Genomic DNA, 19,193 nt, shown 5'->3' on the forward strand with positions numbered 1-19,193 from the left:
GGCAATAAGATGAAAGACACTGCAATAAAAGCATTAAAAAACTATGTTGCTGGCGAATGGGTCAATTCTCTCACGACAAAGACTGAGGAAGTATATAATCCTGCAACAGGTGAAGTAATTGCCCAAGTGCCTATTTCTATCAAAGAAGATTTAGACCATGCAGTGGATGTTGCTCAAAAAGCGTTCAAAGCATGGAGCGAAACAGCAGTACCGAAGCGAGCAAGAATTCTATTTAAATATCAGCAATTATTAGTCGATCACTGGGATGAGTTAGCAGAGTTAATCACAGTCGAAAATGGAAAAAACTTTACAGAAGCGAAAGGGGAAGTGCTTCGCGGAATCGAATGTGTAGAGTTTGCTGCTGGTGCACCAACCCTAATGATGGGTTCACAATTGCCCTCGATTGCAACCGGCTTGGAATCAGGGGAATATCGATATCCAATCGGTGTAGTTGGTGGAATTACTCCATTTAACTTCCCAATGATGGTTCCTTGCTGGATGTTCCCAATGGCAATTGCGATGGGAAATACATTTGTCTTAAAGCCATCGGAACGCACACCGTTGCTTGCCAATCGGTTAGCAGAACTGTTGGAGCAAGCTGGATTACCGAAAGGTGTATTTAATATTGTGCATGGTGCTCATGAAGTGGTTAATGGCTTGCTCGACCATAAAGACGTAAAAGCCATCTCTTTCGTTGGCTCTCAGCCTGTTGCTGAATATGTGTATAAAAGAGGAACAGATAATTTGAAAAGAGTTCAAGCGCTTGCTGGGGCGAAAAATCACTCGATTGTATTGCATGACGCCAATTTGGAAAACGCAGTAAGTCAAATTATAAGTGCGGCTTTTGGTTCTGCTGGTGAGCGGTGTATGGCCTGTTCTGTAGTAGCTGTCGAAGAGGATATTGCAGATGATTTTAGCGACATGCTCGTTGACAAAGCTAACAAAATTCAAATTGGTAACGGTTTAGATGAAAATATCTTTTTAGGACCAGTTATTCGTGATCAACATAAACAAAGAACATTAGACTATATTGCAATAGGGGAACAAGAAGGCGCGAAACTGGTTCGTGATGGCCGTAATGACCAGATTGCCCAAAACAAAGGGTATTTTGTTGGGCCAACTATTTTTGACAATGTGACAAAAGAAATGAAGATCTGGCAGGATGAAATCTTTGCACCAGTGTTATCGATAGCACGCGTGAAAAATTTAGATGAAGGAGTGGAAATGGCAAACCAATCGACATTCGCCAATGGTGCTTGTATTTTTACAAAAGATGGCGGAAGTGTAAGACAATTTCGTGAAACAGTGGATGCAGGAATGCTGGGGGTCAATATTGGTGTACCAGCTCCGATGGCTTTCTTCCCATTCTCCGGTTGGAAGAATTCCTTCTATGGTGATTTGCATGCCAATGGTAAGGATGGAGTTAATTTCTATACAAGGAAAAAAGTAGTTACTGGACGATGGGTATAATCATGTTTTCCCTGCTGTAACCGTCCGTAGGAATCCTTCTAAAAAAGTGGATGTTTTAAGTTGGAGTATACGAAGACTAACCCTTCAATTGGTGCAATTAACAATTAGTCGGAAGAGCAAGAATCCCGGACTGATTGAAGTTTCACTTTAACGAGCCGGATAGGCACCGACCTATCTGACTCTATTTAAATAACTAGCTCTTTATGAGGTGATAGGATGAAATTAACAACAGCTCAAGCGTTAGTAAAGTTTTTAAATCAACAATTTGTCGAGGTTGATGGAAAACAAACGAAGCTTTTCAAAGGGATTTTTTCAATTTTTGGTCATGGTAATGTACTAGGAATGGGGCAAGCACTAGAAGAAGATAGTGGCGGCCTCGAAGTATACCAAGGCAGAAACGAACAGGGGATGGCGCATGTTGCTACTGCATTTGCCAAGCAAAACCATCATAAACAATTGATTGCTTGTACATCATCAGTTGGCCCGGGTTCGGCAAACATGGTCACTGCTGCTGCAACAGCTACAGCCAATAATATTCCATTGTTATTATTACTAGGTGATACGTTTGCGACTCGCCAACCAGATCCAGTCCTGCAACAAATCGAACAAACTTATGATGCAAGTATTACAACAAATGACGCTTTCCGCCCCGTAAGTAAATATTGGGATCGGGTTAGTCGTCCGGAACAATTGATGTCTGCGATGATTAATGCCATGCTCGTCTTAACAGACCAAGGTAATGCTGGTGCTGTCACGATTGCCTTACCACAAGATGTGCAGGGTGAGGCGTATGATTATCCTGATTACTTTTTCAAAAAACGTGTGCACCGATTTGAGCGTAGACCCTCATCAGAAAGTCAGTTACAAGATGCAGTCGAAGTAATTAAATCGAAGAAAAAGCCTTTAATCATCTGTGGTGGAGGTGTTCGCTATTCGGAAGCAGGCACAACATTAAAAGCATTTGCTGAGAAATACCGGATTCCGATTGCGGAAACACAAGCTGGGAAGAGCGCAATTGAGGGCGATCATGAGTTGAATCTTGGCGGAATCGGTGTCACTGGAAATTTAGCGGCTAATAAAATAGCAGCTACGGCAGATCTGATTATCGGAGTGGGAACCAGGTTTACCGATTTTACGACATCTTCCAAATATTTATTCCAAAATGAATCAGTGGAATATATAGCGATTAATATATCTAATTACCATGCCAACAAACTGGATGCTGTGAAAATTGTGGCAGATGCAAAAGAAGGGTTAACCCAGTTAACTCTAAAATTAGATGAGATTCATTACCAGGCAGGATACGATACAGAGATCACTGATGTGAAAGAAGAGTGGGGCAAAGAATTAGAAAGACTGTACCAAACAAACTATGAAGCTAGTGATTATAAACCGGAGATTGCTGGGCATTTGGATGAGGAACTGGAGGAATATAAAAACACATTTGGCTCTTCGTTAACGCAAACAGCTGTGATTGGTGAGCTTAATACATTAATTGATCCTAATGCGATTGTAGTTGGATCATCTGGTAGTTTACCGGGGGACCTACAACGGATGTGGGTAAGTCGTAGGCCAAATACATATCACATGGAATACGGATATTCTTGTATGGGATATGAAATTGCCGGGGCGTTAGGAGCTAAACTTGCTGCACCTGATCAAGAGGTATACGCCATGGTCGGGGATGGAAGTTATCTCATGCTTCATTCCGAACTAGTCACGAGTATTCAAGAAAATAAAAAAATAAATGTGGTGTTATTTGATAATGCTGGCTTTGGTTGCATTAATAATCTGCAAATGGGCAATGGAATGGGGAGCTTTGGAACCGAATTTAGAAAGAGAGATCCTGAAACAAATCAACTTACTGGCCCAGTAATCCCACTTAACTTTGCCCAAAGTGCTGCAGGCTATGGTGCGAAAACTTACTCAGTTAGAAATCTATCAGAACTACATGAGGCGATTATGGACTCTAAGAAACAATCGGTGTCGACATTAATTGATATTAAAGTGTTGCCAAAAACGATGACGGATGGCTATGACTCTTGGTGGAATGTTGGTGTTGCGCAAGTATCGAAAAAGGAAGCGATTGCAAGTGCATATGAAGAAAATGTAGCGCAATTAAATAAGGCACGTAAATACTGATAATGGGAAGGATGATTACACATGTTTAAACAAGATGCAGTGAAATTGGGAATTGCTCCAATTGGATGGACTAATGATGATTTACCAGAACTTGGAAGTGAAAATACGTTTGAGCAATGCATTAGCGAGATGGCACTAGCTGGATTTAGCGGGACGGAGGTGGGAACTAAATACCCTAGGGATACGGATAAATTGAAAAAGGCATTATCACTAAGAAATATAGAAATTGCTAGCGCGTGGTTTAGTGCCTTTTTAACAACCCAATCGTTGGAACAAGTGAAACAAGAATTTATACTCCACCGTGATTTTCTTGCTGAGATGGGTGCCAAAGTCATTGTCGTCTCTGAACAAGGACATAGTATACAGAAAGAGGATTTACCCTTGTTCGAAAACAAACCTGTTTTTACAGAGGAAGACTGGACGAAATTAGTCAGTGGTTTACATGAATTAGGTCGTTTAGCCAAGGAAAAAGGGATGGATATTGTATTTCATCATCATATGGGAACTGGCGTACAAACAACAGAAGAAATTAATCGATTGATGGAACAGACGGATTCAGAACTCATTAGTCTCTTATACGATACAGGTCATCTTTATTTGTCAGGTGAAGACCCAGTAGAAGTATTGAAACATCATCTTCCTCGCATTAAGCATGTGCATTTAAAGGATGTTCGTTCAGATGTTGCCAAAAAAACACACGAAGAACATCTTTGTTTCCTTGACGCAGTAAAGTTGGGAGTATTCACGGTTCCTGGTGATGGTGCATTTGATTTTACACCAGTTTTTCATGTGCTTGCGAATTCGGATTACAAAGGATGGATGCTGGTAGAAGCAGAACAAGATCCTGCGAAAGCAAATCCATTTGAATACGCTAAGATGGCTAGGACTTATATAGCCGAAAAAGCTGGTGTATAATACACAATTAGATTTATAATATATGCAAACTCGATATATGGTCTATGTGTAAAATTTCGCTCGACAAATAATACTTGTAATGCGTGTTCAAAAAGGAGGATAAAAAGGACCGAGAAGTTCGAGGCGGCGAAGCTTTGAGCACCGGAATGTACGACAGTAGGTACATGAGGAGCGGAAAAGCGAGCCAACGAAGAAATTCGAAGTGTCATTTTTACCGGACTTTTTGAACATTCTCTTGTAAAAAATGGGAAGGCGCTCTATTCTAAAAGTACGCCCTGTAAAGCGGTGCTTAAAAGAAAGAGGCCTTCCCATGAAATCTGTCATTAGCCGATAGAGTTGACATTGGGGTAGTACCAATTGAAAAGGTGAACAAGAGATACATAATGGGCCTTTAGATGAGTCAATCTAAGATATCTACATATACTTAGTAAAAATCTCTAAGAAGCGATATCAGTTAAGATCTGAACAAAAGGTATAAGGAAGTGGAGAATGGCTCTCTATTCGGCAGGCTGTTCTTTTATGCCAAATTAACTGGCAGTAAGCCCGCCATTTCAAGAATTCGAGGTAAAAACGAGAATTGTAAGTGGGGGACAACTGCCAGTAAATACCCGATTGGTTCAACTAGCATTCAGTGTGGGATGGAAAAAACCCCCATTGAATGAAGTTTCACTTTATTTCGAATGAAATTATAGAGGTGGCAAGTACCGCGATTGACGGATGTACATATAGAATGATACCAAAACACCCTGCTATAAATTCTATCGAGAAAAATTTGAAAATGTACTAATTTTTAATAATAGTGCGTGTTTAAAAAGGAGGATAAAAAGGACCAAGTCGGTTAAAGACGCTGACGTCCTGTCAGCAACACCGATACTGGTACATCCTGTACGTCGAAAGTTCGAGGCGGCGCGGTTTCGAGCAGCGGAGAAACAAGCCAACGAACTTCCACAGGATGTGGTGACTTCGACGTTCGACACAGGACGTGTCGGCACTTAGTCGAAGATCCTTTATCTCGTAGTGTCATTTTTACCAGACTTTTTGAACATCCTCTAATACGTGACAGTTATAACAAAAGAAATGAGGCTTTATGGTGAAAATAACTATTTATGATGTAGCAGAAGAGGCGGGTGTTTCCATTGCGACCGTTTCCAAGGTAATTAACAATACTGGTAGAATAGGAAAAGTGACACGAGAAAAGGTTCTGCAGGCAATGGAAAAACTAAATTATCAACCAAGTTTTGTTGCTTCAGCCTTAACTGGGAAAAAGACTGAAACAATCGGCTTATTAGTTCCTGATATTTCTAATCCCTTTTTCTCAGAAATCGCACGTACAATCGAAGATCGAGCACATGAACGAGGGAAAAGTGTCATTATGTGCAGTACGAACTACAACGAAAAGAAAGAGAAAAAGTATATAGAATTACTGCAAAGGAAACAAGTAGACGGAATAATTGTTACATCGGGTTTCCAGAACAGGACATTAGTTCAGCAAATGCAGCAAAATGGTACACCTTTAGCTCTTTTAGCCCAAGATGATCCTATTCTGAATGTTTCAGTTGTATCTGTTGATGATTTTAAAGGTGGCTATATGGCAGCATCTTTCTTGTTTGAAAATGGTCATACGAATATTGGGATTATTGGTGAGAAAGTTCAGTCGAGTAAAATGAGGGTTTATGGTTGTCTAGAAGCGCTTGAGATGGAAGGAATTCAGGTGGAGAAAAAGAATGTGATTAATACAACTGCTTCCATAGAAAATGGCAGGAAAGGTATTCTTCAACTACTGGATTGTGACAATCCTCCAACAGCGGTATTTGCTGTGAATGACTTGATTGCGATCGGAGCAATTAAAGGTGCAAGAGAAGTGGGAGTACTTGTACCAGAAGATCTGTCTATCATTGGTTTTGATAATACTATACTTGCAACTACTACTGTTCCTGAACTCACTACGATAGCTCAACCAATGCGTGATATGGGAAACAAGATCGTGGACATTTTAATAGAAGAAATTGAAACAGAAAACAGTACCAAAAACAAAGAAAGAATTTTATTTGTTCCCGAATTAATTGTTAGAGGGACTACTGCGAATTTATTAGTAAATAAAATTTAAATGAAACAGGGACGTTTCTATTAATGATAAGGAATTGAGAACAGTCAATTTAGACTAGTTCCATGAAGAAACATATAGCAACAAACTAAATAATGTCGAATGGAAAAGTCAATAACTTATTTGGTTTGGCCTCATTGCCCCCTAAACGTTCATTTTTTTTATTGCTTTGTCCCCCATAATATTTGGATCTAAAAAATTATCTACTACATCATGCTAGAAAACCACTCGACGCCGTTGAAGGCGTTTTGACACACTCCGAAAACTATTTTTGTAAATCATTCAAAGGCCTTATAATGGGGAATCCTTATAAGGCCTTTGAATGATTCTTTTTGCTAAATGTGGCAATGAACTGGTTTGGAACTTCCTGTTGTGAAAGTCGATAAAACTTCCATTTTTGGATTCTAACTCCTGCGCAGTTTATTAATTCAGCCTCAATCCAACGCCCCTTCTCCTACCGAGTTTCCTTCGACTAAATTCACATTAATAAGGCTTTCTTTTACAGGTTGCTCTTTTATCATGTTCAATAATTGCTCGGCTGCTACTTTCCCCCATTGTTGACGGGAATAACCAATGGTCGTTAATGTTGGTTGGATGTATTGGGAAAGTTCAATATTGTCAAAACCAATAATATGGATATGTTCTCCAATACGCAAATCTGTCTTAAGGAACTCATGATACATGCCAATCGCCATTTCATCGTTAAAACAAAAAACAGCGACAGGTTGCTTGTATTCTTGAATGATCTGTTTTGCAGCTCGTTTGCCGCTTTCCTTTACAAAATCCCCACTAATCTCAGTGTAGTCAACATGTAAATAGTTGCTTACTACTTGTCTGGCAGATTGGAGACGCTTTCTATTATCAAAATTATTTTCAGGTCCCTTTACCATATAAAGCTTTTGATGGCCTTTTTGAATCAAATGCTCAATCGCTAATTTTGCCCCTTGCTGATTATTGAGAAGAACGGGGTGTATGTTTGGGTGGTCTAAATCTCGATCTAAAACGACCATTTTATGTCCTCTACTAGCATAGTCCAATATTTTTTCGTTTGAAAATGAAATATCTAAGATGACAGCACCATCGAACATTCGCTCAGGGATAAATCGATGCGATTTTATCCCGCTACAAACAACCAATTCATAATTATGAGCGTTCAACGCTTCCCGCATTCCTTGAAGAATTTGACCGAATATAGGAGCCGTGAAATCGTTAATAAAAGCTCCAATCACATTTGTTTCCTTCTTTTTTAAATTCCGCCCCGCAGCATTGGGTATATAATTGAGGTCGTTGGCGATCGCTAAAATTCTTGATCGCGTCTGTTCAGAGACTCTTGTATTCCCGTTGAGCGCATAGGATACCGTCGAAATAGAGACCCCAGCTTTTTGTGCTATATCTTTAATATTCACCATAAAATTGATTCTCCTTAACGTGCTAAAGCAATCTGTATTTTAATTATAAACAAATTCTTTTTGTTTTGATATTGTTTAGTAGATGACAAATAGAAACGTTTCACTTAAATTTAACTAAAATCCTATATGTTTGAAAAGTATTATAAGATAATTATACCCTAATTTATTAAAGATTCCTATATTTTATAGAGAAACGTTTCAGCAAATAATAGGTTGGGGGATATGAATGTTAATAATTTATGTTGTCATAGCAAGATTTGAAAAATATTTGAAATCGCTTTCGATGTGTTCTATAATCTTTTGTAGAAACGTTTCAGCAATTTTTTAAAAAAGGGGGCTAAATTTGCTAGAAAGGGATTGTGAATCTATTGTTTCATTTTAATGATAGATTCATTTGTTTCAAGTTTAATAATGGCATGATGTCCATTGGAGCTGTGGGAATATTAAAATACTAAAAAAGAGGTGGGATAGAGATGAAAAAGATGAATATAAAGCTTTTCACGATGATAATGCTGTGTGCGATCCTGATTCTTGGTGCATGCGGTGGTAATCAAGATTCCAGTGATAAAGAAGGCGGAAAATCCAGTAAAACCTTAAAAGTATGGCAAATGGGTGACTCCGGTTGGAATGAGATCATTGGACCGTATGAAGAGGAAACAGGTATCGATGTCCAAATCCAAGGGATACCTTGGGATAGTGGGCATGATAAATTATTGACAGCTGTTGCTTCCGGAAAAGGTCCGGATATCATATTGATGGGTACAACGTGGATGCATGAATTTGTCGATGCTAACACATTCGTTGATTTAACGGATTATCTGGATGAATATCCTAATCTAGCAGCGGATGACTTTTACGATGGTGCGCTGGAAGCAAGCGTGTTTGATGGAAAAACATATGGTATCCCTTGGCATGTTGATACACGAGTACTTTTTTATCGAAAAGACTTATTAAGCGATATCGGTTATCCCGATGGCCCTGAAACATGGGATGATCTGGAGGATGCTGCCAAGCAGCTTGTGGCCAGTGGTGATGGAAAATATGCCGTTGATTTACCTCCAAAAGATATAAATCTAATATATCCTTTCGCATGGGAACAGGGATGGGATTATGAACCCGATATGGGAGCCGACAATTTTACAAAACCAGAATTCAAAAAGACGGTAGAACTGTATAAAACTTTCTATGAGAATAAGTATTCTCAAATCGAAAAAGGCAAGGAAATGGTCCAAGCTTTTGAAGATGGGACAAAACCGATGTTCTTTAGTGGACCTTGGGATATCAAAACGATTGAAGAGGGTGCACCTGACCTTGATGGAAAATGGGATGTCCGTTTAATGCCCGATGGAGGTACCAATCGATCGATGATTGGTGGCTCACAAATAACCATTTTCAAAAACTCAGATAATGTTGATCAAGCACTTGACTTTATTAACTGGTTGTCTGATCCAGAAACACAACTTGCTTGGTATAAAGAAAAAAATGAACTTCCATCTAGAAAAGAGGCTTGGGAGGATCCTCTCTTAGCTGAAGATCCTATGTTTTCTGTATTTGGTGAACAACTGGAATCAGTTGAAGCATCACCTACGATGCATGGAAGCGATAAAATAGCACAAGAAATTACGAAAATGATTGAGAAAGTTGCTCGAGGTGGAGAAGATATCGATAAAGCACTGAACGATTTGCATCAAAAAGTAGAAAAAATTCTTAAAGATTAATAGAGGCAAATTTTTGGGATATTAGCGTTCGTTGTCACCACTTAGATCTCATTAGAATCTAAGTGGGGTCTTACGGACGGTTGCACAGGGGTAAAGATCTTGGGGCATATACACGGTGATGCCCCAGAAAAATAATTTTAAAGGAGGGGACGAGATGAATAAACTAAAAATGAAGATGATACCTTTCTTTTTCATTATGCCAGCCGTCCTATTATTGATCGTTTTTTCTTTTTTTCCGATTATTGTTGCCGCTGGAATTAGTTTTACGGATATGGATTTACTTGGGCTCGCAGATTGGTCCCAAATTAATTTTACGGGTTTCGAAAACTATATTGAGTTATTCAAAGACGAAGAATTCCTGCAAGCTATTTATAATACATTATTTTACGTGATCATAGGAGTGCCACTGGCGGTCGGGAGTTCGTTCGTTATTGCTTTTCTTTTAAATCTTGTGAGTAATTGGTTATCATCTTTTTTTCGGGTAGTGTTTTACATGCCGTCCGTTACAAATATTGTGGCGGTTGCGGTGATCTGGGGATTTCTTTATAACAATGAATACGGTTTATTCAACTATATTCTTTCTCTTTTTGATATTGGTGCAGTTCCATGGTTAGAAAGCACCCAAATTGCTAAATTATCACTCATTTTGTTAGCAGTATGGAAAAGTAATGGTGTCAGCATGTTGATCTTTTTAGCAGCATTACAGTCGATACCCAAAATGTATTACGAAGCGGCAGATATTGATGGAGCCAATAGATGGCAGAAATTAACGAAAATTACCCTTCCTTCCGTCAGTTTTGCAACCTTTTTTGTTGTCATAACCACAATGATCGGTTGGTTCCAATTTTTTGAAGAGCCGTTTGTGATGACAGAGGGAGGTCCGCTGAATAGTACTAATTCTATGGCCTTATTTATCTACCAAGAAGGGTTCCAATATAATGAATTTGGGTACGGTGCTGCCGGTTCATTTGTCCTCTTTGCAATTATTATTGTGGTAACTCTTATTCAATTTAAAATTAGAAAAATAGAACAAAAAAGGTGAGGTGACGATCATGCAGTTAAAGAATAATGCTGAAAAAGCTTTGATAACGATTGTTCTTTTTATTGGTAGTATCCTCGTTGCATTGCCGTTTATTTGGATGATGCTCAGTTCCTTTAAAGATAGTAGTGAGGTACTAAGAATTCCACCGACCATTATTCCGGAAAATCCAACGATCCAAAACTTTATTGAATTGTTTCAGAATCTTAATTTTGATGCTTATCTGATTAACACATTAATCATCGTTGCTTGGTCCATGTTTGGTTTGCTACTGAATACAATGGCAGGTTACGGGTTTGGTAAGTTTCAGTTTCGGGGGAAAGAAACATGGTTTATCCTCGTGCTTATCACGATGATGTTACCGGGACAGATTACGATGATCCCAACCTATTTGATTCTGAATGAAATGGGACTAACAAACTCGATGACTGGTATCGTGTTACCAGGTCTGATCTCGGCGTTTAACATATTTCTAATCAGGCAGTTTATGACGACGATCCCTGATGACTTGATTGAAGCTGCAAGGTTGGATGGAGCTGGGGAATTTTACATTTTTTTACGATTGATTATCCCATTATCTAAGCCGATTCTGGCGGTACAAGTGATTTTAACCTTTATTGGTGCATGGAATAGTTTTCTCTGGCCGTTGATTATCGCCAATGATGAATCTTTATATACCTTGTCTGTTGGTTTATCACTCCTGCAAGATCAAAATGCAACGAATTATGGTTTGCAGATGGCAGGCTCAGCAGTCATGGTAATTCCGATTTTAATCGTTTTTACCATCTTCCAGAAACATCTTATCGAAGGTTTCAATGTATCGGGGATAAAGTGAAACTTCAATCCGTGGGGGCCTTCATCTCTCACTGATTGTTAGTTGAACAAATCGGGCTTTTACTGGCTGTTGATCCCCCACTTACAATTCTAGGTTTTTCCACAAATTCTTGAAGTGGGGGTCTTACAGCCAGTTAATGCGGGATAAAATAATAAGTATTTGCTGAATGGGACTATGGTTAAAGTGTTTAACAATATAGATATTCACATTCACTCTCAAAACATAATAAATTGAACATAACTGCTAGGAGAGATAATCGATGGAACAGCAGAAGCTTGAGAAGCTTTTATCAAATATGACGATAGATGAAAAGGTCGGTCAACTTATGCAATTTGCTGGTCACTTTTACGCGACAAATGATAATAAAGACCCGGTGACAGGTCCCGATGATTTACAAGTCAGTTCCAAATCAGTCAATCATAGTGGATCTGTCCTAGGAAGTGCTGGGGCAGAAAGGAACAGAGAGATTCAGGAGCGTTATTTAGCACAAAGCCGATTGAAAATCCCCCTGCTTTTTATGGCAGATGTTATTAATGGCTTTCGTACGATATTTCCGATCCCGTTGGGACTAGGAGCCTCATGGGATCCGAAGCTTGTGGAGCAAGCTCAAACGGTTAGTGCTAAAGAAGCTTCAAGTGCAGGAATCCATGTGACTTTTGCACCGATGGTTGATTTGGTACGAGATCCTAGATGGGGCCGGGTAATGGAGTCAACAGGAGAGGATTCCTTTCTAAATGAAGAATTCGCCAAGGCAAGTGTTCGCGGATTTCAAGGGGAGAATCTACAAGCTGATTTAAATAGAGTGGCAGCCTGTGTGAAGCATTTTGTTGGCTATGGCGCAGTAGAAGGCGGGCGTGATTATAATAAGGTAGATTTATCCGAACGTGAATTAAGAGAAAACTATCTGCCTGCTTTTCAAGCGGCATTAGAAGCTGGGTGTGAATTAGTTATGACGTCTTTTAATACCATTGATTCGATCCCGGCTTCTGGAAATCAAAAATTGATGAGAGATATTTTACGGGATGAATTTAATTTTGCAGGTGTGCTGATTTCAGATTACGGGGCTGTTGAAGAGCTCATCCCTCATGGGGTTGCGGCAGATCGGAAAGAGGCTGCCCAAAAAGCAATTTATGCGGGTGTGGATATTGAGATGATGAGCTTGTGCTATGAACATGGCCTTAAGAAACAGATTGAAGATGGGAAAGTTCCCGAAGAACTACTTGATGAAGCGGTGTTACGAATTCTTAACTTGAAGAATAAATTAGGACTTTTTGAAAATCCGCACAGAAACGCCAGTATTCAAAAGCAAAATGAATATTTATCTTGCCCACAACATAGAGAAATCGCCCGGGTAGCGGCTGAGAAAAGTTGTGTATTGTTAAAAAATAATGATGTCCTGCCCCTTCGCAATGAAAAAATTGCTTTGATCGGCCCTTATGCCGATAATCGAGATATTCTTGGAGAATGGTCTATTTTTGGTAAAAAAGAAGAGGCTGTAACTTTAAAGGAAGGAATTGCTAAACAGACTGCAAACTATGAATACGCGTTAGGTTGTCTTATGTATGAAAGGAGCGAAGAGGCACTTGCCAAAGCCATAAAAGTAGCAAAAGATGCTACTCACATTATTCTTGCGTTTGGAGAAGGCAGCGATCGAATTGGCGAAGGCAGAAGTCGATCCAGTATCACATTGCCTGAAAATCAATTGGAATTATTAAGGGAATTAAAGACGATTGGAAAACCGATTACCGTCGTGTTGTTTAATGGGCGTCCCCTTGATTTAACGGAAGTAGAGGTGTTAGCGGATGGGATCCTAGAGGCTTGGCATCCCGGATCAGAGGGAGGAGCGGCCGTAGCTAATCTATTATTTGGGCAAGTGAATCCCTCCGGAAAACTAACCATGTCTTTTCCACGAATAACGGGACAAATTCCCGTGTATTATAATGCGTATAGTACAGGTCGCCCTCTACCTGAAGGAAGTACAGAGCGATTTTACTCCAAATATATTGATACTCCAAATGAGCCGCTATATCCATTTGGATTTGGATTAAGCTACGCCGACTTTCAATATGAATCACTACGATTATCGGCAAACGAACTTGCACCAGGTGGATCGATTGATGTGCAAATTCGCGTGAAAAACCACAGCGATTATTCAGGGGAAGAAGTGGTCCAGCTGTATATTCGTGATCTGGTTGGAGAGGTAGTACGTCCGGTAAAAGAACTAAAAGCTTTTCAAAAAGTATTCATTCCAGCCAATCAAACCAAACAGGTGAGCTTCTCTATTACAGAAGAGATGCTGCGCTATCATCATGCAAACCTAGAATATAAAAGTGATGCGGGAGAATTTATGGTGTTTGTTGGAGGAAATAGTTCAGATGTTGTAAGTCAATCGTTTTATCTGAAACCGTCTTTTTCTTATTTGAACAGGCACTAATAGATTTCTCTATTTGTCAGTCCAGGAAAAAAACAGGGATGTTTCTAAAAATAGAAACATCCCTTAATAGCTATTTTTTAAAATTTAATAGTCTTAGTGCATTTAAAACGACGATCAAGGCTGCGCCTGTATCGCTTAAAACGGCCATCCAAAGGGTAAGCCAACCAGGAAAAATAAAGACAAGCGCGATGACTTTAATCAGGATTGAAAACCAAATATTTTGCTTAATGATTGTTAAAGCCTTTCTGCTCAATTTTATTGTATGAGGAAGCTTATCGATATTATCGGCCATTAAAACGATATCTGCTGTCTCCATGGCAGTATCCGTTCCTGTTCCTCCCATAGCGATCCCTAAGTCTGCCGTTGCAAGAGCTGGAGCATCATTAATTCCGTCCCCGACCATGGCTACATTGTATCCTTCAGATTGTAATTTCTTTATGGCATCCACTTTATCTTCCGGCATTAATTCTGCGAAATATCGAGTAATATTCGCTTCCGCTGCAATCATTTTGGCCGTTCCTTCATTATCTCCAGTCAACATGACAGTTTGACTGATTCCGCTTTGTTGCAATGTTTTTAAAGCTTGCGCTGTTGTATGGCGGATTGTATCGGAAACCCCAATTATTCCCATAATTTGCTTGTCTGTTCCGATCATGACCACCGTTTCTCCGTTACTCTGTCTCTTATGAATATATGTTTCGACATCCTTTATGGATACATTCAATTCCTCGAATAATTTAGCGTTTCCAGCGTAATAGATGGTCTCGTCAAGGGTCGCTTGAACGCCCTTTCCAACAATGTTTTTGAACAATACCCCAATTTTCCCTTGAATTCCTTTTTCCTTTGCATCATTCACCACCGCTTTTGCAATCGGGTGTGTTGAGTACTTTTCCAATGTGAGAGCAATGGAAAGGAATTCTTTTTCTGGAAAGTTGAATGTTTTGATATATGAAACTTTAGGTTTCCCCTCAGTCAAAGTTCCGGTTTTATCAAATGCAATGGCCCCAATCGAGCCGGCGATTTCCAAGAAAGATCCCCCCTTGATTAAAATTCCGTTCTTCGCTGCATTTCCGATGGCAGATACGATGGTAACGGGAGTTGAAATCACTAAAGCGCAAGGACAAGCGACAACTAATAATGCGAGCCCTTTATACAGCCACTCTCCCCATAGGCCAAAGCCAAATAGTGGCGGCAGCACCATCATAGCTAAAGCTAGAATAAAAACAATAGGTGTATAAATACTGGCGAATTTATCGACAAAAGCCTCTGTTGGTGCTTTTTGTTCTTGGGCTTTTTCAACCATATGGATGATTTTTGCTATGGTTGTATCCTCAACCAGTTTTGTCACTTTTATTTCGAGTGATCCATTTTCATTTATTGTGCCTGCATATACTGTATCCCCTAGGACCTTAGCCACTGGAATGGATTCTCCGGTAATTGGGGCTTGGTTTACACTGGATTCCCCTTGTACGATCTTACCATCCAAGGGGATCTTATCACCTGGTTTGACAATGATAATCTCGTTGATAGCTATTTCTTCTATAGTTTTTTTGATCAGGTCAGACCCATTTTTCACCCAAGCCTCTGAAGGAGCTAAATCCATGAGGGAGCGGATAGAGTTCCTTGTACGCTCAATTGATTGATTCTGAAGAAAGTTGCCGATCGCAAATAGCCAGACAACGGTAGCTCCTTCGAACCATTCTCCTATTAAGGCGGCACCAATCGCCGCTGCAGACATGAGAACATTCATGTCAAGTGAGCGACTTTTAATAGCGTAAAAAGCACTTTTGACTGGCTTATGACCACTCAACACAATTGCTATGGCATAAAGAATAGTAGAAACAATTGCTGGAAGTCCGGTATACGATCCGATAAAACCAAAAGCGATCAGTAGGCCAGAGAGGATAATGCTACTACGCTCCCCATTCCCTTTACTTGTCTGGATCGATTGATTTTTTAAACGTAATGTAGCTTGATAGCCGATTTTAGATACTTCCGCAATAATTTCATCAACATTATTCACATGCTCAATGGCCATTGTTCCTGTTGAGAAGCTTACACCGACATCTTTAACTGATGGATTGGCGATAAGATGGTTTTCAATGCTTTTTGCACAACTGCCACAGTCCATCCCTTCGACGGTATAGGTTCTGACATTTCTTTTCTTTTCGATCGGTTCGATCGAATAGCCAAGCTTTTCCATTTCATTTTCAACTTGAAACAAGGCTTCTCCTGTACTTGCAGCAACCTGCATTTTCGCTGTACTATAATTTACCTTTACGTCCACAATTTCATTTAACTTGTGTAAACCATTTTCGATTGTTTTCGCACAAGCTGGGCAATCCATTCCAATCACTCTAAATTTTTTCTGTTCTAGAAGTGTATTGGCATTAGGGATGGTTTCAGTACTCTGTAGCTCATTACTTTCATTATTACAACAATGAGACTTCTCAGAGCTCACTTGGTCATGACTGCAACCACTGCTCGTTTTTCCCGCATTCTCGTTGGATTGAGGACTACTACTGCAGTCAGCGGCTTTCAGTGATTCTCTGGATATAGTAATAGAAGGACTGACCGCATCCTTGTTACTTGCACAACAACTTGATGTTTCTTTTTCCGTTCTTTCCATTTCTTTATTGGTACTGCAACATTTATCGGCCATTTTAACACCTCTTAACTATATGTGGTCGCAACAATACATTTGTCGACCGATGATAAGAAATATTGACTTTAGAATAAAAGTCAAAGTCCGAGCTTACTTAACTTCTTGTTGATGGACAATGGCGATGTTCACAATCTGACGAACATGCTCATCCTGTAACGAATAGTATACTAATTTTCCTTCTTTGCGATATTTGGCAAGTCCCATATTTCGAAGGTACCGCAAGTGATGGGAGGCCGTTGCGGTCGTTGAACCAATGATTTCCGCAACATCACAAACGCATAATTCATTTTCCAAGGTAAGAGCATATGCCACTTTTAATCGCGTAGCATCGGCCAAGGCCTTGAACAGTAATTCCAAGTCATTTACTTCATTTATCCTTCCTTGTACCCGAGTGACTACATCATGATGATAACAATTGGTTTCACAGGTATCGGGTATTACCACTTTTGTTTTTTCAGCCATAAAATCCACCTCATTCAAATGGTTGTTTGATTAAAGTATATGGTTCATTCATATAATTGTCAATTCTAATATTCAAATGATTGTTTTAATGTTATGTGAATGCTGATACAATAAGATCGGGATTTTTAAAAATATTAATCATATGAAAGGCAGCGCCTGGATGAATGATTCATTAGTTTGATGGTAATAAAAGGAGGAGAAAATGAAGAGATATCATACAGTGGTAATTGGAGCTGGGCAAGCGGGATTGGCAATGGGTTATTATCTTCAACAGTTAATCATTCTTTTATTATTTTGGATCGGGCAACAGAAATCGGAGCATCCTGGAGTTCAAGATATGATTCCTTAATTCTGTTTACTCCGAGACAATACAGCTCTTTACCTGGTTTAAAGATCGCTGGCAACCTGCATGGGTATCCAACAAAAAATGAAATAGCTGATTATTTAATTACCTACTTTCAAACATTCCAACTGCCTGTTCAATTTAATACAGATGTAATTCGTGTTCAGAAGGAAAACAACCACTTTTATAATTGAAACTAATAAACAGAATTACGAAGCAAAAAATGTAGTTATTGCGACTGGCCCATTCCAGAAGCCACGAATACCTGCTTTTGCAGAGAACTTATCATCTGATGTTTTACAATTGCATTCTTCTGAATACAAAAAACCAGCCGATCTATTAGAAGGAAATGTTTTGGTTGTGGGTGGTAGTAGCGGCGGCCAAATTGCCATCGAACTGTCTCAAGAAAGGAAACCCATTTATCCATTGGTCATAGGTTAAAGTATCTGCCTTTGAAAGTCGGAAGCAAAAGCATTTTTGGTGGTTAGAAAAATTTGAAATTACGAAAGCACCCACTGATTCGTGGCTGGGAAGAAAAATCAGAGAAAATGGTGACCCGATTTTCGGATATGAATTGAAAAGAGCAATAAAGCAAGAAAAAGTAATTTCAAAAAGAAGGGTGATTTACGGAGGAGGAACCACGATACAGTTTGAAGCCGACTCTACTTTACAGATGCAAAACATCATATGGGCAACTGGATTTCAATTAGATTACAGCTGGATCGACATAAAAGGAGTGCTTGATGAACAAGGCAACCCACTACATAAAAGTGGAGTGACGAAGATACCTGGTCTATACTTTTTAGGTCTATCCTGGCAGTCTTGCCGTAGTTCAGCACTTTTGCTGGGTGTAGGCAAGGATGCTCAACATCTTGCTGATCTTATTAGAAAGAGCGACTATTAAAACGAATTTTTTTCAAAGGAGTTTGTGTGATGAAGAGATTTTTACCAATGATTTTATGCTCATTATTTATTATATTGCTTAGTGCCTGTTCATCTATCCCTAAAGAAGGTCAGCCTATACAGGACTTTACGTATACAAAGCAGGATGGGGAAACATTTGGACTCGAGGATCTAAAAGGAAAAGTTTGGGTAGCCGATTTTGTTTTTACAAATTGTACGACGGTTTGTCCGCCAATGTCAGCAAATAAAAGTCAACTTCAGCAAATGGTAAAAGATAAAGGGCTAAAAGACGTTCATTTTGTTTCTTTCAGTGTAGATCCCGAATCTGATACGCCAGATGTATTAAAGAAGTTCTATGAAGAAGGATTCAATGTTGATTTTTCGACATGGCACTCCTTAACTGGGTATTCGCAACAAGAAATTGAGGAGTTTGCACTAGAAAATTTTAATGCACATGTAAAAAAACCAAGGAACGATGACCAAGTTATTCATGGTGTCGATTTTTACCTAGTCAATAAAAAAGGAGAAGTCATTAAAGATTATCCAGGCAACATAGATGTACCGTATGACCAGGTCATAAAAGATATCAAGGCTGCATTGAAGCAATAATACGTGGGGACAGTCCCTCAGGTGAGCACAGCGTTAATGTGATAAAGGAAAATGCTGCCGGCTGTGCCCGGCAGTCATGGATTTTTGATGCTCGGAATGTAATAAATTAGTAGAACAGAAATAAATAAATACTTGCCACAAAAGA

The 19,193-nt window shown here is 39.4% G+C and carries 12 protein-coding genes and 1 pseudogene; 10 read left to right on the forward strand and 3 right to left on the reverse strand.

The window, feature by feature from the left end; genetic code table 11:
• Positions 1-9 precede the first annotated feature (9 nt).
• The 4 genes from IPU53_RS09410 (at position 10) to IPU53_RS09425 (ending at position 6,634) form a co-directional block, all read left to right on the forward strand.
• On the forward strand, positions 10-1,470 hold the full coding sequence (locus tag IPU53_RS09410; RefSeq protein ID WP_207450132.1) for a CoA-acylating methylmalonate-semialdehyde dehydrogenase: 1,461 nt from the start codon (positions 10-12) through the stop codon (positions 1,468-1,470).
• A 216-nt stretch (positions 1,471-1,686) separates the two neighbouring features.
• Positions 1,687-3,612 carry a 3D-(3,5/4)-trihydroxycyclohexane-1,2-dione acylhydrolase (decyclizing) gene (iolD, locus tag IPU53_RS09415; RefSeq protein ID WP_207450133.1) on the forward strand — a complete coding sequence of 642 codons (1,926 nt, stop codon included), beginning with the start codon at positions 1,687-1,689 and terminating at the stop codon, positions 3,610-3,612.
• A gap of 21 nt (positions 3,613-3,633) precedes the next feature.
• Positions 3,634-4,527 (forward strand): myo-inosose-2 dehydratase, encoded by an 894-nt coding sequence (gene iolE, locus IPU53_RS09420; RefSeq protein WP_207450134.1) that lies wholly within the window; start codon positions 3,634-3,636, stop codon positions 4,525-4,527.
• Positions 4,528-5,614: 1,087 nt separating this feature from the next.
• Positions 5,615-6,634, forward strand: coding sequence for a LacI family DNA-binding transcriptional regulator (locus IPU53_RS09425; RefSeq protein ID WP_242698184.1), 1,020 nt, complete (start codon positions 5,615-5,617; stop codon positions 6,632-6,634).
• 431 nt (positions 6,635-7,065) lie between these two features.
• On the opposite strand, the gene IPU53_RS09430 is transcribed toward IPU53_RS09425, so the two are convergent.
• Positions 7,066-8,040 (reverse strand): LacI family DNA-binding transcriptional regulator, encoded by a 975-nt coding sequence (locus tag IPU53_RS09430; protein ID WP_207450136.1) that lies wholly within the window; start codon positions 8,038-8,040, stop codon positions 7,066-7,068.
• Between the two features lie 473 nt (positions 8,041-8,513).
• Here IPU53_RS09430 and IPU53_RS09435 point away from each other — a divergent pair, with 473 nt between their 5' ends.
• The 4 genes from IPU53_RS09435 to IPU53_RS09450 all read left to right on the forward strand — a co-directional run bounded on the left by IPU53_RS09435 (position 8,514) and on the right by IPU53_RS09450 (position 14,066).
• On the forward strand, positions 8,514-9,758 hold the full coding sequence (locus IPU53_RS09435) for a sugar ABC transporter substrate-binding protein (protein WP_207450138.1): 1,245 nt from the start codon (positions 8,514-8,516) through the stop codon (positions 9,756-9,758).
• A 154-nt stretch (positions 9,759-9,912) separates the two neighbouring features.
• Entirely contained in the window at positions 9,913-10,800 is an 888-nt protein-coding gene (locus tag IPU53_RS09440; protein WP_207450140.1) for a carbohydrate ABC transporter permease, read from the forward strand.
• A gap of 10 nt (positions 10,801-10,810) precedes the next feature.
• Positions 10,811-11,632 carry a carbohydrate ABC transporter permease gene (locus IPU53_RS09445; protein ID WP_207450142.1) on the forward strand — a complete coding sequence of 274 codons (822 nt, stop codon included), beginning with the start codon at positions 10,811-10,813 and terminating at the stop codon, positions 11,630-11,632.
• 259 nt (positions 11,633-11,891) lie between these two features.
• A complete protein-coding gene (locus tag IPU53_RS09450) occupies positions 11,892-14,066 on the forward strand; it encodes a glycoside hydrolase family 3 N-terminal domain-containing protein (protein WP_207450143.1) in 2,175 nt (724 codons plus the stop codon).
• 70 nt (positions 14,067-14,136) lie between these two features.
• On the opposite strand, the gene IPU53_RS09455 is transcribed toward IPU53_RS09450, so the two are convergent.
• Both IPU53_RS09455 and IPU53_RS09460 read right to left on the reverse strand, forming a co-directional pair.
• A complete protein-coding gene (locus IPU53_RS09455; RefSeq protein WP_242698185.1) occupies positions 14,137-16,728 on the reverse strand; it encodes a heavy metal translocating P-type ATPase in 2,592 nt (863 codons plus the stop codon).
• A 93-nt stretch (positions 16,729-16,821) separates the two neighbouring features.
• Complete coding sequence (locus IPU53_RS09460; RefSeq protein WP_242698186.1) at positions 16,822-17,193, reverse strand: ArsR/SmtB family transcription factor; 372 nt, start codon at positions 17,191-17,193, stop codon at positions 16,822-16,824.
• A gap of 202 nt (positions 17,194-17,395) precedes the next feature.
• Here IPU53_RS09460 and IPU53_RS09465 point away from each other — a divergent pair.
• A pseudogene (locus IPU53_RS09465) lies at positions 17,396-18,440 on the forward strand (flavin-containing monooxygenase).
• Positions 18,441-18,469: 29 nt separating this feature from the next.
• Positions 18,470-19,048 (forward strand): SCO family protein, encoded by a 579-nt coding sequence (locus IPU53_RS09470; protein WP_207450144.1) that lies wholly within the window; start codon positions 18,470-18,472, stop codon positions 19,046-19,048.
• The last annotated feature ends 145 nt before the right edge of the window (positions 19,049-19,193 follow it).

It is taken from the genome of Bacillus sp. SD088, from assembly GCF_017355205.1.
In the GTDB taxonomy this organism is placed as follows: Bacteria; Bacillota; Bacilli; order Bacillales; family Bacillaceae_C; genus Lederbergia.